This is a genomic window from Thalassolituus sp. ST750PaO-4 (assembly GCF_020320405.1).
Lineage (GTDB): Bacteria > Pseudomonadota > Gammaproteobacteria > Pseudomonadales > Oceanobacteraceae > Venatoribacter > Venatoribacter alkanivorans.
The window spans coordinates 1-12971 of sequence record NZ_JABVCB010000010.1; the positions used below are offsets into that span (position 1 = coordinate 1).

Annotated in this window: 12 protein-coding genes; 6 read left to right on the forward strand and 6 right to left on the reverse strand. The window is 52.8% G+C overall.

Annotated elements, in window-relative coordinates; translation table 11 throughout:
- Nucleotides 1-174: 174 nt before the first annotated feature.
- Nucleotides 175-1062, reverse strand: a complete 888-nt coding sequence (locus HUF18_RS11935; RefSeq protein WP_225692353.1) for a LysR substrate-binding domain-containing protein — start codon at nt 1060-1062, stop codon at nt 175-177.
- A gap of 99 nt (nt 1063-1161) precedes the next feature.
- Between HUF18_RS11935 and HUF18_RS11940 the strand changes: the two genes are divergently transcribed.
- Entirely contained in the window at nt 1162-1932 is a 771-nt protein-coding gene (locus HUF18_RS11940; RefSeq protein ID WP_225692354.1) for a hypothetical protein, read from the forward strand.
- 63 nt (nt 1933-1995) lie between these two features.
- On the opposite strand, the gene HUF18_RS11945 is transcribed toward HUF18_RS11940, so the two are convergent.
- Complete coding sequence (locus HUF18_RS11945) at nt 1996-3024, reverse strand: hypothetical protein (RefSeq protein ID WP_145470596.1); 1029 nt, start codon at nt 3022-3024, stop codon at nt 1996-1998.
- A gap of 198 nt (nt 3025-3222) precedes the next feature.
- Here HUF18_RS11945 and HUF18_RS11950 point away from each other — a divergent pair, with 198 nt between their 5' ends.
- Genes HUF18_RS11950 through HUF18_RS11960 form a run of 3 tightly spaced genes read left to right on the forward strand, consistent with a single transcriptional unit; the run spans nt 3223 to nt 6354 of the window.
- On the forward strand, nt 3223-3567 hold the full coding sequence (locus HUF18_RS11950) for a histidine triad nucleotide-binding protein (protein WP_145470598.1): 345 nt from the start codon (nt 3223-3225) through the stop codon (nt 3565-3567).
- A 7-nt stretch (nt 3568-3574) separates the two neighbouring features.
- Nucleotides 3575-5008, forward strand: a complete 1434-nt coding sequence (modF, locus tag HUF18_RS11955; RefSeq protein ID WP_225692355.1) for a molybdate ABC transporter ATP-binding protein ModF — start codon at nt 3575-3577, stop codon at nt 5006-5008.
- A gap of 56 nt (nt 5009-5064) precedes the next feature.
- Nucleotides 5065-6354 carry an HD-GYP domain-containing protein gene (locus HUF18_RS11960; protein WP_225692356.1) on the forward strand — a complete coding sequence of 430 codons (1290 nt, stop codon included), beginning with the start codon at nt 5065-5067 and terminating at the stop codon, nt 6352-6354.
- Nucleotides 6355-6398: 44 nt separating this feature from the next.
- Here the strand turns inward: HUF18_RS11960 and HUF18_RS11965 are convergent, their stop codons facing one another.
- Entirely contained in the window at nt 6399-7670 is a 1272-nt protein-coding gene (locus tag HUF18_RS11965) for a hypothetical protein (protein WP_225692357.1), read from the reverse strand.
- 125 nt (nt 7671-7795) lie between these two features.
- Complete coding sequence (gene ilvD / locus HUF18_RS11970) at nt 7796-9631, reverse strand: dihydroxy-acid dehydratase (protein WP_225692358.1); 1836 nt, start codon at nt 9629-9631, stop codon at nt 7796-7798.
- Between the two features lie 483 nt (nt 9632-10114).
- Here ilvD and HUF18_RS11975 point away from each other — a divergent pair, with 483 nt between their 5' ends.
- Nucleotides 10115-10825, forward strand: a complete 711-nt coding sequence (locus tag HUF18_RS11975) for an HNH endonuclease (RefSeq protein ID WP_225692359.1) — start codon at nt 10115-10117, stop codon at nt 10823-10825.
- Nucleotides 10826-10847: 22 nt separating this feature from the next.
- On the opposite strand, the gene HUF18_RS11980 is transcribed toward HUF18_RS11975, so the two are convergent.
- Together HUF18_RS11980 and HUF18_RS11985 are read right to left on the reverse strand one after the other, a co-directional pair.
- Nucleotides 10848-11174: a branched-chain amino acid transporter permease gene (locus tag HUF18_RS11980; RefSeq protein WP_145470606.1), complete on the reverse strand. Its 327-nt coding sequence runs from the start codon at nt 11172-11174 to the stop codon at nt 10848-10850.
- Nucleotides 11171-11872 (reverse strand): AzlC family ABC transporter permease, encoded by a 702-nt coding sequence (locus HUF18_RS11985; protein WP_225692360.1) that lies wholly within the window; start codon nt 11870-11872, stop codon nt 11171-11173. Before HUF18_RS11985 ends, HUF18_RS11980 begins: the two co-directional genes overlap by 4 nt.
- A 174-nt stretch (nt 11873-12046) precedes the next feature.
- Between HUF18_RS11985 and HUF18_RS11990 the strand changes: the two genes are divergently transcribed.
- Entirely contained in the window at nt 12047-12916 is an 870-nt protein-coding gene (locus HUF18_RS11990) for a hypothetical protein (RefSeq protein WP_225692361.1), read from the forward strand.
- Nucleotides 12917-12971 lie beyond the last annotated feature (55 nt).

The following is a 12971-nucleotide window of genomic DNA, read 5'->3' on the forward strand; positions in this document are numbered from 1 at the left end:
TGGGGCTTCCCCATGTGAGAGTAGGTCATCGTCAAGCTCTTATTCTAAACCCCCGTCAGCTGAGCTGGCGGGGGTTTTTCTTTGCCCGTAAGAAATATCGATGGCTATCTGCTGAACAACACCCGGCCGTTCAGTCTTTGTCTGAAAAATAGAAAAATAACGCGCCAGATAAACTCACAGCGCAGCAAAGACTCCGCACAACCACCTATTCACACGCTCATAGCCCTTCCGTTTATGGTCGTTCGGTTTACTGACGAAATAGAATCCCGCCCTGCACTCCAGCGGTTGATCGGCAAACGCCTGTAAGCGTCCTGAACGCAGTTCATGGGCTGAGATCGGTAAGATGGCAAGCGCAACTCCAAGGCCCGCTCTGGCCGCGCACAGACCGGCGTCGTAGCTGTCGAAGAACAGCTGCCGGCTGCTGGTGACCGCACTCGCTGTCGCTTCGCCATATGCCTGCCAGTCGTCAAAGCCGTTACGGCCATGAATCAGGCTGTGCTGCTGCCAGTTTTTATCTTTCTCTTTGTTCTGTTGCACATATTCGCTGCTGGCGACAGGCACGGCGTAGGCCGGGCAGATCAGCTGCGCATCGTGACCGGCCCAGGGTGGTGTGCCGAAGCGTATCGCCGCATCCAGGGTTTTATCCTGCAGGTTTTCTGTGGCCATGCTGGTGTGAATAATCAGATCAATCTGCGGATATGCCTGGCGGAATTCTGCGAGACGGGGAATAACAATCTCATTGGCGACATAGGAGATCATGCTCAGGTGGATGGTCGCTGAAATATATTGGCCGCAGAACTCCTCCCAGCCACTCTCGTACGCGCTGAGTGCTCTGGCTGCGGTTTCGTAAAAACTCGCACCGGCCTGTGTGAGTTGCAGCTCCCGCTGGCTGCGTTTAAACAGACTCAGGCCAATATTTTCCTCCAGTGCTTTGATCTGCTGGCTGATTGCTGACGGCGTGATATTCAGCTGCCTGGCGGCATGCTTGAAGCTGCGCAACTGTGCCGATTTAACAAAAGCCGGCAGATACTGCAGTGGTGGTGCTTTACGATATGGTTTCATAGTTAAGAAATTCTGAATCCGACTTCAGAGATTGTCGTTTGAAGTACCGTGCTGCGTAAAACATTATTCCTTTAAATATAAAATACATAAGGATTTCTGATGCCGGTAAATTATGTTGGATTAGAGCAGGCACGTCAGGCTGATGGGCTGCGCATGGTTGTGGTTGGCGGCATTCCCAGTCCCTGGGGTGAAGCTGCGAAGGGCATTCTGAAGATTAAAGGTCTCGATTGGCTCGCGGTTCGTCTGGATCAGCGCGATGATGTGATGGCTGCCTGGACCGGTTGCAGAAATGCGCCGGTGCTCATGCTGAATGACGAAGCACCACGCAGCGACTGGCAGGAAATTCTGCTGCTGGCAGAGCGTCTGAGCCCGGAGCCGGCATTATTACCTGCAGAAGATCCGCACAGAACGGAAGTGCTGACGCTCTGTGCGGAAATCTGTGGAGTGAATGGTCTGGGCTGGTTCCGCCGTCTGGATGCCGTGCACCGTGGCCTGCAGGGGCTTGAGGGATTTCCACCACCGGTAGCCGGTTATCTTGGTAAAAAATACGGTTATGATGCCGCTAATGCCGGGCAGTATGTGCCGGAGATTGTCAGGCTGCTGAATAAACTGAGTAAACGCCTGCAGGAACAGCAGCAACAGGGCAGCCGGTTTTATTATGGTGAGCAGCTCAGCGCAGTGGATATTTATGCGGCCTGTTTTATGGCGCTGTTCCGTCCGTTAGCGGAAGAGGTGTGCCCGATGCCTGCGCCAATCCGCAGTGCCTTTTCTGCTCTTGATGAGCGTATTCTCGCTGCACTGGATGAAAGGCTGCTTGAGCATCGCGACTTTATCTACCAGAACTATCTGGAGTTGCCTTTGTCGCTGTAACCCGGAGATAAATAAAAAGCCTGCATTTGCAGGCTTTTTATCATCACAGCACAAGCTGTTTTATCAGAGGTAGTAGTTTTTGCCAGACTCCGTACCGCGTTTAATATAATCACGCAGTCCGATGCCGTTATCCTGTTTTATTTCTTCCAGCTCTTTCAGCAGCTTTTTCGCATGGAAGCTGTCCAGTGCTTCCATCGCCGAAATGGGGGCAATACCTGCGGCTATACGCATCTGTTCAAGGGCGCGGTCGAGCGCTTTCTGTTTGTAGATATAAAGCAGGCTCTGCGCCGCTTCCAGATGAACATTGGCAATTAAACGGTTCTGGGCGAGTGCGGCGTTGTAATAGTTCTCTACCACCTGATCATCTGCACCGTAGGCCATGCGCCCCATAAAATGCCCCATTTTACGCACGATGCCGGCATCCATTGAGCCTTTGGCAGCCAGCACAAACACATTGTAGGGTTCGGCTTCTGCCATCGTGTTCAGTTCGCTGGTCATGGTGTCCATATAACCGCGGCTGAGCACGGTGGGAGAAGAAATTTCTTCACTCAGACGGGCCATGGCATAAAAGGCAAAATAGCGGGCCATAATGTCATGCTGCGTTAATGCTGCGGTCTTTTCATGGCGGGCAATAATGTCTTCCCACAGGGCATGACGTTTGTCTTTATCATTTTCCAGACGCAGGCCATAAGTTGCCTGAGAATAAAATGCCACACCGTGTCCCAGTGGTCCTATCGCGTAACCCTGTCTGGCGGCCGCCTGAAAATTGCCTTTATAAAATTCTCGCCAGGCCTGCTGAAGTTTTTCCGCCAGTTGTTCCACCGATTCAAATTCCGGGGTCGCCAGTCTCAGCTCGGAGTTACTGCTCAGTACGGCTGATAAATAATCTGCATTGGGGAAGGGGTAATCCGTTGCGCGGTTAAGCTGAAACCAGTATTCGTTCAGCCGCTCGCCGGCATAGTCATAAGGTGCTTGTTCATAGGGAAAGGCCTGCCACTCAAAGGCGGTTACCGGGTTATCGCTGGTGTCAGCCTGGCACAGCGCAGACAAAGCCAGCAGCCCTGCAGCAAAGATGCGCAGTATCGGGGTCATGTTAGGTTCCTGTGGTGATTTTTATTTTATTGATACCATCGTACCCAAGCCCCGCCATGCTGTCATGGTCATAAGAGGCCGGGCTGAATCTGAAACCAACCAGATCTGAAACCAAAGGACGCGTTAACTGAATGTCTGGTCATTGTCATATTCATCAATTTTTCCTATGGTTGCTGCTTTCCAGTAAAGGAGTTACCCATGTCTGAGGATACGATTTTCGGCAAGATCGCCCGTGGTGAGTTACCAGCAACCATGGTTTATGAAGATGAGCATTGTCTGGCCTTCCGCGATCTTTATCCGGCGGCACCTATGCACATCCTGCTGATTCCGCGTAAGCCGATTCCGCGTCTGTGTGATTCGGAGCCCGAAGATCAGGCGCTGCTCGGCCACCTGATGCTGACCGCCAGTAAAATTGCTGCTCAGGAAGGACTGGGTGATGCCTATCGTCTGGTTGTAAACAATGGTGCCGGAGCCGGCCAATCGGTTTTCCATCTGCATCTGCACATTATTGGCGGTCGCTCGCTGAGCTGGCCTCCGGGCTGAGGTTTCCATGCGTTTTTCTGCAATTCAGGCACGTCTGCACGATGGCCGTCATTTAGAGGTTGATCAGTGGCAGCTGAACCCGGGTGAATACTGGGCGATTACCGGCACCAACGGCAGCGGTAAAACCGTGCTGTCGGCGCTGGCCGGTGATCAGGTGGTGCTCAGTCATGGCGAAGCCTGCGATTTGCCAGAGTCGGTGGCCTACGTCTCGCTGGAGGCACAGGCCGCGCAGATTGAGCAGGAGCGCCATGACGACGAGAGTGATCTGAATGATGCGCCGGATAAAGGCACATTAATCTGTGATTTTCTTGCCCCTCTGGCTGAAGTGGAAAGCTGGGTTGATCGTCTGAGCATCCGCCACCTGCTGAATCAGGGCTTCCGCTCGTTATCGACCGGCGAAAGCCGCAAAGTGCTGCTGATTAACGCTCTGCGCCATAAACCCAACCTGCTGGTGCTGGATGAACCGCTGGAGGGGCTGGATCAGATCAGCCGTGAAGCCGTCAGTGACGCGCTGAATGAATTGCAGCAGAAGGGGCAGGCCATGTTGTGGGTTGCCAACCGTCTGGATGAATTACCCGGCTGGATCACACACGTTGCTTTTATGCACGATGCCCGCCTGCTGTATCAGGGTACAAAAGACGATGTACTGGCGCAGCCGGAACTGCGCGGCCTGATGCACTTTGACCGGCCGCTGCCGGATTTCCCTGCAGCCGGGCGTTCAGCGCTGCAGCTGGCTGAAGGTGAACCTCTGGTCGGTATGAAAGACGTTGCCATCCGCTATGACGAACGTGAACTGTTCAGTGGCCTTAACTGGCGTGTTGAAGCCGGCGAGCACTGGGCCATTCAGGGACCGAACGGCAGTGGCAAAACCAGCCTGCTGCAATTGATCACCGGTGATAATCCACAGTGTTACCGCAACGACCTGCGCCTGTTCGGTATGCAACGCGGACGCGGTGAAAGCATCTGGGATATTAAAAAGCACATCGGTCTGGTGTCGGCTTCGCTGCAGTGGGAATACCGCGCGACCACCAATGTGCTGAGTACCGTTATTTCAGGCCTGTATGACAGCATCGGCCTGTATCAGGCAACCGGTGATGACGATAAGCAGCTGGCGCTGCAGTGGCTGGATATTATCGGTCTGCGTCATAAAGCCAACCAGAGCCTGCAGCATCTCTCCTATGGTGAACAGCGCCTGGTGCTGATTGCCCGGGCATTAATCAAACAGCCGCCATTACTGATTCTGGATGAGCCTTGTCAGGGATTGGATGACCCCAGCCGTATGCTGGTTCTGGCCTTTATTAATCGTCTGGCAGAACAGCATGACACTACCTTGCTGTATGTGACCCATCACCCCACAGAAATTCCGGACGCCATTGCTAACCGGTTGCAGTTTGAAACAAAAGACGGCAAAAACCAGCTACAAATCTCCTGCAGAGAATAAAGTGCCAGACAGAGCCACTACCTTTAAAATAACAATAATAACAAAGGTATTTATCAATGATCGGATCCATTACAACAACACGTAATGGCCGCAAGTTTCAGATCAATAAACGACACACGCGCAAGCGAATGGACGTGTCGGAACTTACAGCCGGGATGTACATTGTTGAACTGGACCGGCCATGGACGGAGTCACCTTTTCTTTTTCAGGGATTCCTGCTGGAAAACGATGATGATTTATTGCTTATTCAAACCCTATGCAAGTGGGTATTCGTCGATGTTGTCGAGGAAGAATGGAATGAGCTGGATGAGAAAGGGAAAAGTGCGCCGCAAAAACGCACCCGCTATGTTGAAAAACAGGAAATGGCGCAGCAGCTGAGTGCTGCCAACCGCACCTACCAGGCGACCAAACTGCAGATTAAACGTCTGCTGGCCAGTGCTCAGCTGGGGCAGGCATTTAATCTTCAGGAAGCACAGAGAGCGGTTAAAGATTGCGTCGAACGCGTTGTAAATAATCCTAACGCGATTCTCTGGCTGACCCGTTTAAAACACCAGGACGAATATACCGCCGAGCATTCTGTTAACGTTTGCCTGTTATCCATTGCGTTAGGTAAACAAATGGATCTGGCACCCTATGAGCTGGAAAATCTCGGTATCTGCGGATTAATGCACGATATCGGCAAGATGAAAGTGCCAACAGAAATTCTGAATAAACCCGGTCCGCTTGATCCGGAAGAATTTGCCGAGATGGCACGGCATACGCTTTACGCCAAACAATTATTAATGGGCCGTTCGGATATTTATCCGGGGGCAGTGGATGTGGCATACAGCCATCATGAGCGTTTGGATGGCAAAGGCTATCCGCGCGGTATCGACAGCACTAAATTATCGCTGTTTACCCGTATTGTTACCGTTGCTGATGCTTATGATGCCATGACCAGTGACCGTTGTTATAAGCCGGGCATGTCATCGCTGGATGCGATGCGGATACTGAACCGTAACCGTGGTACCCAGTTTGATGAAGAGCTGGTAAGAAAATTTATTTCCATGATTGGGCTGTACCCGCCGGGGTATTTGCTGGAAATGAGTAACGGTGAGGTGGGTATTATTTTATCCGCTGATCCCGGTTACCAGCTGAAGCCTAAAGTTATTATGATTCTCGGCCCCGATAAGCAGCCACAACCGGAACGCATTGTGAATTTATCCATGGCGCCGGCGGATGATTGTGGTGTTCCGTATCAACCTCAGGGCGTATTCCGCAGTGGCTGCTTTGGCGTGCATGTAAATGATTACATCAACCGCGGTTTGCGGATTAAGGGTTTTGAATATGCGATGACGGGAGATTGATAAACCCGCGCAGAAGATTTCTGCGGCGGGTTTAGCTGTGGATATTAATCTTCGGCCTGCGGTTTTTCTGCAGGCTTTATTTCTTCTTTTTCGGCGCTCTCTTCAGCACCCTCTTCAGCACTCTCTGTTGTTACCGCGCTGGTTTCCGTTGCCGCAGGCACAGTGACAGGCTCCGCGGTGCTCTCCTTTTCAGGCGCAGCTTCTTCAGGAGCTGTCGTGTCTTCGGCAGGGTTCTGTTGCTGCTCATCTGCCGGTGCTGCTTCTGCGTCCGGTTGCTCAACAACAACAGGAGAAGCCGTCTCCGGTATAGCCGTTGCGCTGTTGTTTGGTGACGTGGCTTGCTGTGCCGCGTTACGACGCGCCTGCTCTTCAGCATACTGAACGATAGCCAGCGTCTGATCTTTCAGGGCCATATGACGCATATCCCCGGCTCCTAAGGTCATGCTTAACTGGTGCAGATAACCTTCAAATTCCAGAGCCGCCTGTTCTGCCTGAGCGGAGTCCAGCCGGGTAATATTTTTGGCTTCACGGGCGATATACAGGGCATGTTGTGCGGCGCGCAAAGCTTCTTTACCCGTGCTTTCCGTCAGGGCACGATCCTGATAATGACGGCGAATGGTTTGCGCCGCTTTTTCTACCTGTAATTCGGCATCGCTGAAGGTTGCTGGCGCATGAGTATCGGCATCCTCGTCATCGGCTTTTTCCAGCGTTTCGTTGGCTGGCTGCCAGTGCAGGCGCAGCATGGTATCCAGCTCCAGCTGCTGCAGGGATTTCAGAACGCCTGCGGATTTATCGATGACTTTGTCGCTCTCCCCGGCTTCGATCATGCTGATCAGACTGCGCAGCTCTTTCATTTCACGCTGATAGCGCGCACTCATTACGCTGCCGGCTTTGATTTCATCCAATACCGCCTTCTGAGCAAACAGCGGAGATAACGCTGATTGCGCCCGCGCTTTATTCTTAAGAGCACTGTCGAGCAGGCTCAGCACCCGCGCAGAAGATTCAATACTGGCCTGCGCATCACCGGCCAGTTCATGGCTGCGCGCCTGCTTTAATGCCTGCTGAATCTGCTCCATATGCAGTGGTGCATAAAAACTCAGATCTTCGCTGCTGGCTGTTGCATAAGCGGCTTCGGCCTGACTCAGCGCCCGCTCGGAATCGTTGCCTAACTCACTGACCTTTTCGGTGGTGGCCTGCGACACGCTGTCTTCGTTGGCAATGCGCTGAGCGGCGCAGCCACTCAACAGTGACAGGCTGAGTAAACCGGTGAGCAGTGGGGTGGAAAAAGAAAAAGAGTTAAAAGCAAAACGCAGCATGAATAATTCCTGAATCGCGGCTGGCGTATATAAAAATGCCCGCACCATAACAGTAATGAGTGCAGGCATTATAACTGGCCGAAGATCGTCCCGCAGGTCAATTTCCGGCCGGAGTCAGAACAGGCTCAGTCGAGCAGGCTCTTATCGCGTACCGCACCTTTATCGGCGCTGGTGGCGAACTTAGCGTAAACCTTCAGCGCAGTGCTCACTTTACGTGGGCGCTCGGCCGCTGGTTTCCAGCCTTTTTTGTCCTGCTCATGACGACGATGTGCGAGTTCTTCAGCACTCAGATCGACATTAATAGAACGGTTCGGGATATCAATATTGATGATATCCCCGTCCTGCAGCAGGCCAATAGCACCGCCGGCTGCGGCTTCCGGAGAGCAGTGACCAATCGACAGACCAGAAGTACCGCCGGAGAAGCGGCCATCGGTCAGCAGCGCACAGGCTTTGCCCAGACCCTTAGACTTCAGGTAAGAGGTCGGGTACAGCATTTCCTGCATACCCGGGCCGCCTTTCGGACCTTCGTAGCGGATAATGACGATATCACCGGCAACCACTTCATCGGCCAGAATGCCTTTTACCGCATCGTCCTGGCTTTCGAAGATTTTCGCTTTGCCCTGGAATACCAGAATGGATTCATCCACACCGGCGGTTTTTACCACACAACCATCGAGGGCGATGTTGCCGTACAGAACCGCCAGGCCGCCTTCTTTCGAATAGGCGTGTTCCAGATTACGGATACAGCCGTTCTCACGGTCGCCGTCCAGCGTTGGCCAACGGGTGCTCTGGCTGAATGCCGTCTGGGTCGGGATGCCGGCCGGACCGGCTTTGTAGAACTTCACCACCTCTTCGCTTGGGCTGCGCATGATGTCCCACTTATCCAGCGCTTCTTTCATGGTCTTGCTGTGTACGGTCGGCAGGTCGCTGTGCAGCAGACCGGCGCGGTCGATTTCACCCAGGATACCCATGATGCCACCGGCACGGTGTACGTCTTCCATATGGTACAGCGGCGAGTTTGGCGCCACTTTACACAGCTGCGGAACCACCCGTGACAGACGGTCGATGTCTTTCAGGTCGAAGTCGCACTCAGCTTCCTGAGCGGCAGCCAGCAAGTGCAGAATGGTGTTGGTTGAACCACCCATCACGATATCCAGCGTCATCGCGTTTTCGAACGCTTTAAAGCTGGCGATAGAACGTGGCAGAACCGACTCATCGTTCTCTTCGTAGTAACGCTTGGTGATTTCCACGATGCGGCGACCGGCTTCAAGGAACAGCTGTTCGCGGTCGGCGTGAGTCGCCAGCAGCGAGCCGTTACCCGGCAGCGCCAGACCCAGCGCTTCGGTTAAGCAGTTCATTGAGTTTGCTGTAAACATACCGGAGCAGGAACCACAGGTCGGGCAGGCGCTGCGCTCGTATTCGGCCACTTTCTCATCGCTGGCAGAATCGTCGGCGGCGATAACCATGGCATCAACCAGATCCAGCTTGTGCTCAGACAGTCTGGTTTTACCGGCTTCCATCGGACCACCGGAAACAAAGATCACCGGAATGTTCAGACGCAGCGACGCCAGCAGCATTCCCGGAGTGATCTTGTCGCAGTTGGAAATACAGACGATGGCATCGGCACAGTGCGCGTTCACCATGTACTCAACCGAATCGGCGATCACTTCACGCGATGGCAGGCTGTACAGCATACCGTCGTGACCCATGGCGATACCGTCATCCACAGCAATGGTGTTGAACTCTTTCGCTACACCACCGGCTTTCTCGATCTCGCGCGCAACCAGCTGACCCAGGTCTTTCAGGTGCACATGACCAGGTACGAACTGGGTAAAGGAGTTCGCGACAGCAATGATCGGCTTCTGGAAATCGTCATCTTTCATCCCGGTAGCGCGCCACAGCGCACGGGCTCCGGCCATATTGCGACCTGCAGTGGAGGTCTTGGAACGGTATTCAGGCATGGTGTCCCTCGTCTGATCAACGGCTGAAAAATAAAGGCACATATTGTATCAGCCGCGGCGCAATAGCTCATCTGCCTATTTTCAGCTGACAGAGCCATAAGTTACCCCCATCTTCAGTGGATAACTTTGTGACTAACTTTGGGATGAATGGCTACAGGTAAGACAAACCGGGCCAGCGTAACAGATTGATGAAAGTTTGAACGCCTGGGCAGAAAAGCCGGAAACTCAGAAAAAGCCTGATGCAGCAAGGCTTTTGTGCAAATTTTTTGTAACAGATTCAGGGGGTTAGTTGAAAAAGATAAGACAGGGTGTCAAGGGGATTAGGTAAGTTATTGATTGGTAGTTTTGTGGATAAAGTTGGGGGTAAGTTGGTTATTGGTTGAGGAAAACTTCTCGGCTGGCATGGTTCAACCTGTACGATTAATTGATAGAACCCACTCTAGAGAGTAGATTGCCGATGTCACCTGATTTAGGAATCACTGCATGACCTTTGATGAATGGATGCGAGCACAAGGGCTATCGGACTCTTCAGTTAAAAAATACCTGTCGAGTGTACAGGGCGTTATGTCTGAATGGGCGCAAAGTGCGGGTTTGGTCGATGGTCCTCTGACTTCTATTTCTGGTCTTGCTCAATTTCATGTTGTGGCAGAGCAGCTGAAGCAATTACCAATTTTTATTGAGCGCAACACGGTTGGTAATTCGATGTACAGCAGTGCTTTGAATCGCTTTGCTGATTATTTAAAAGCGGGGTTTGACTCGGATATAGAAGCTGACATTGATGATATTTTTCGACAACCTAATATCAGTGAAACCGAAAAAAGTCGTCTCGTTAAAACTCGCATAGGGCAGGGGGATTTTCGCACAAGGCTTATCGGCTATTGGCAAGGGTGTGCGGTGACGGGCTATCAAGATGTTAGCTTTTTGGTCGCATCGCATATTAAACCTTGGCGTGTGTCTAGCAATGTGGAAAAGCTTGATCACTTTAATGGCTTGCTTCTTTTACCTACGCTGGATAAAGCGTTCGATGGTGGATTTATTAGTTTTAAAAATAACGGTGATATTGTTCTTTCACCACAGTTATCTCACCCGGATGTGTTGGGCATTCGAAGCGATATGAATATACACCTCGCGCAGCAACATTTAGTCTTTTTAGAGTTTCATCGCGACTGTGTTTTTCGCAAAGCACCGTATTAACGTCGTTTAAAGCTCAGGCTAATTAACCCACCCCCATCTGCACCAGCAGCATATACATCGCCGTCCCTCCGACAATACTGATCAGCGCCTGGCGGAACGCCAGGTGCAGCGCCGTTACCAGCAGCAGGCAGCCCAGTTCGGGCAGAAAATCCAGCGAGAATGCCACGTCGTTTTTAAACGAATAAATTACCAGCAGCACCATGACGATGGGCGGCAGAAAACGGCCGAGGTGTTCCAGCAGCGGGTGGTCGGCCACCCGTCCGAGTACCATAAAAGGCAGGGCGCGGGTCAGGAAGGTAACGCCTGCCAGCAGCGCAATCACACTGCTCAGATACCAGAATTCGTTCATGCTTCAGGCCTCTTATGTGTGCGGCGCGCGGCGTATTGCATCATCAGTACGCTGAGGCTGAGCAGGATGGCAATCAGCAGCATCTGTTCGCGGCTGATCAGCAGCAATGTGCCGAAGCCAATCAGCAGGGCGGCAACAAAAGGGCGGATATCGCGCAGGTGTTTGTACTGTTCGATGGTCAGCACCATAAACAGCGCCGGTAACACAAAGGCGATACCATCGGTGTTGAATTCCAGTTGGCTGCCAAGCCAGGCCCCAAGGGTGCAGCCAATTATCCAGTACAGCTGGTTCACTGCAGTAATGCGCAGCTGGAACTGGCCGCGGTCTATATTCGCCGGCAGGTGGGTGGCAGTAATCAGCGAGTAGGTTTCATCGGTGAGGCCAAAAATCTGATACAGGCGCCGCCAGCCACGGTTGGGCATACGGCTGATTAATGACAGGCCGTAAAAAATATGGCGCGAGTTAATCAGCAGGGTGGCCACCGCCATTTCGGTCAGCGTTGCCTGATTAGCCAGTAATCCCACCGCCAGAAATTGTCCGGCACCGGCGTAAATAAATAGCCCCATCGCCGTGGCGTACAGCCAGTGGTAGTCGAGCTCGCTGAACAGCACGCCGAAGGCCGCACCTAAGGGCAAATAGCCAAACATCACCGGTAGCGAGGTGCGCAGTACCAGTGCATTCAGTGGAGAGAGGGACATAAACAGAACAGGGGTCAGATAAGCAGGGCGGCAGTGTAAGCATTGTGATGATGGGCCACAAGTACAGTGGCGCCGCCGTTATGCTGCACGGCGGATGGTGGAGAACAGAGAGCGGCGTTAGAATCGCCGCCGGGCTGTCGCTGAGCAGCACTGATGACTTTTAAGGAAGAAAAAATGAGATTCATAACCATGTGTTTGCTGGCGCTATTGGTTGCCTGTGGTCAGGATCAGACCGCCGATGCGGCAGGTGCCAAAACAACTGATACTGCGGCTGCGGCTGAAGCCGAATTCAGCCCGGCTGATCAGCAGGAAAAATGGAAAGCCGATACCGCCATGTACCTGTATCAGACCCTGGCCAAATATAATTTTGATTACGCCGCCAAACATTACGTCAGTGATCCGGATGCTGTATTGGCCCTGAAAGAAGGCTGGAGCTTAAAGGCGGACAGTTTCCGGGTGAAGGCTGTGAATGATGAGGGCGTGGTGATGGGGTTTTCGTCGTTCTGTTATCCGGAGCGCGACGTTCAGATCTACATGGTTGCCCGTGGTCAGCGTTATTACGTGGAATTCGGTCGTACCCTGCGCGAAGACATCCGTAAATCAGCGTTACAGCCGCCACAGCCCCTGCGCCAGCATTGCTATGAGTTTAAAAACCAGCCACTGCAGGGCAGCATTATGGGGACGCCGTGGCAGGCTGACCGGGTTGAAATATCAAGCATGCAGTTTGCCAGTGGTCTGCGCAGAAGCATTGATATTGTCAGCCGCGACTGCAGTGCTTACCCCGACTGCAAATACATCGATGAACCAGACGGCTCAGGCTTTGTGGTCGGCGTCAGCAGCCTCGACCTGAGCGGCAACGGTGGTAATCTGGGCAATCGCGAATACGTGAATATTGCCTACCCCAATATGCAGAGTATGAATCTGCGCAGTGGCAGCTACCGGGTGACTCATCTGGAAAATGGCAACATCCGGCTCGAACTGGCCGTTAGCGGTGAGGAATCGGTTGAGCTTAACGGTGCGGTGGAGTTCAGCCTGCCGCAGTAAGTGGCACGAACGCCGCAACAGTTCTTTGCTGTATTTACAATCACTCGCCACAAAA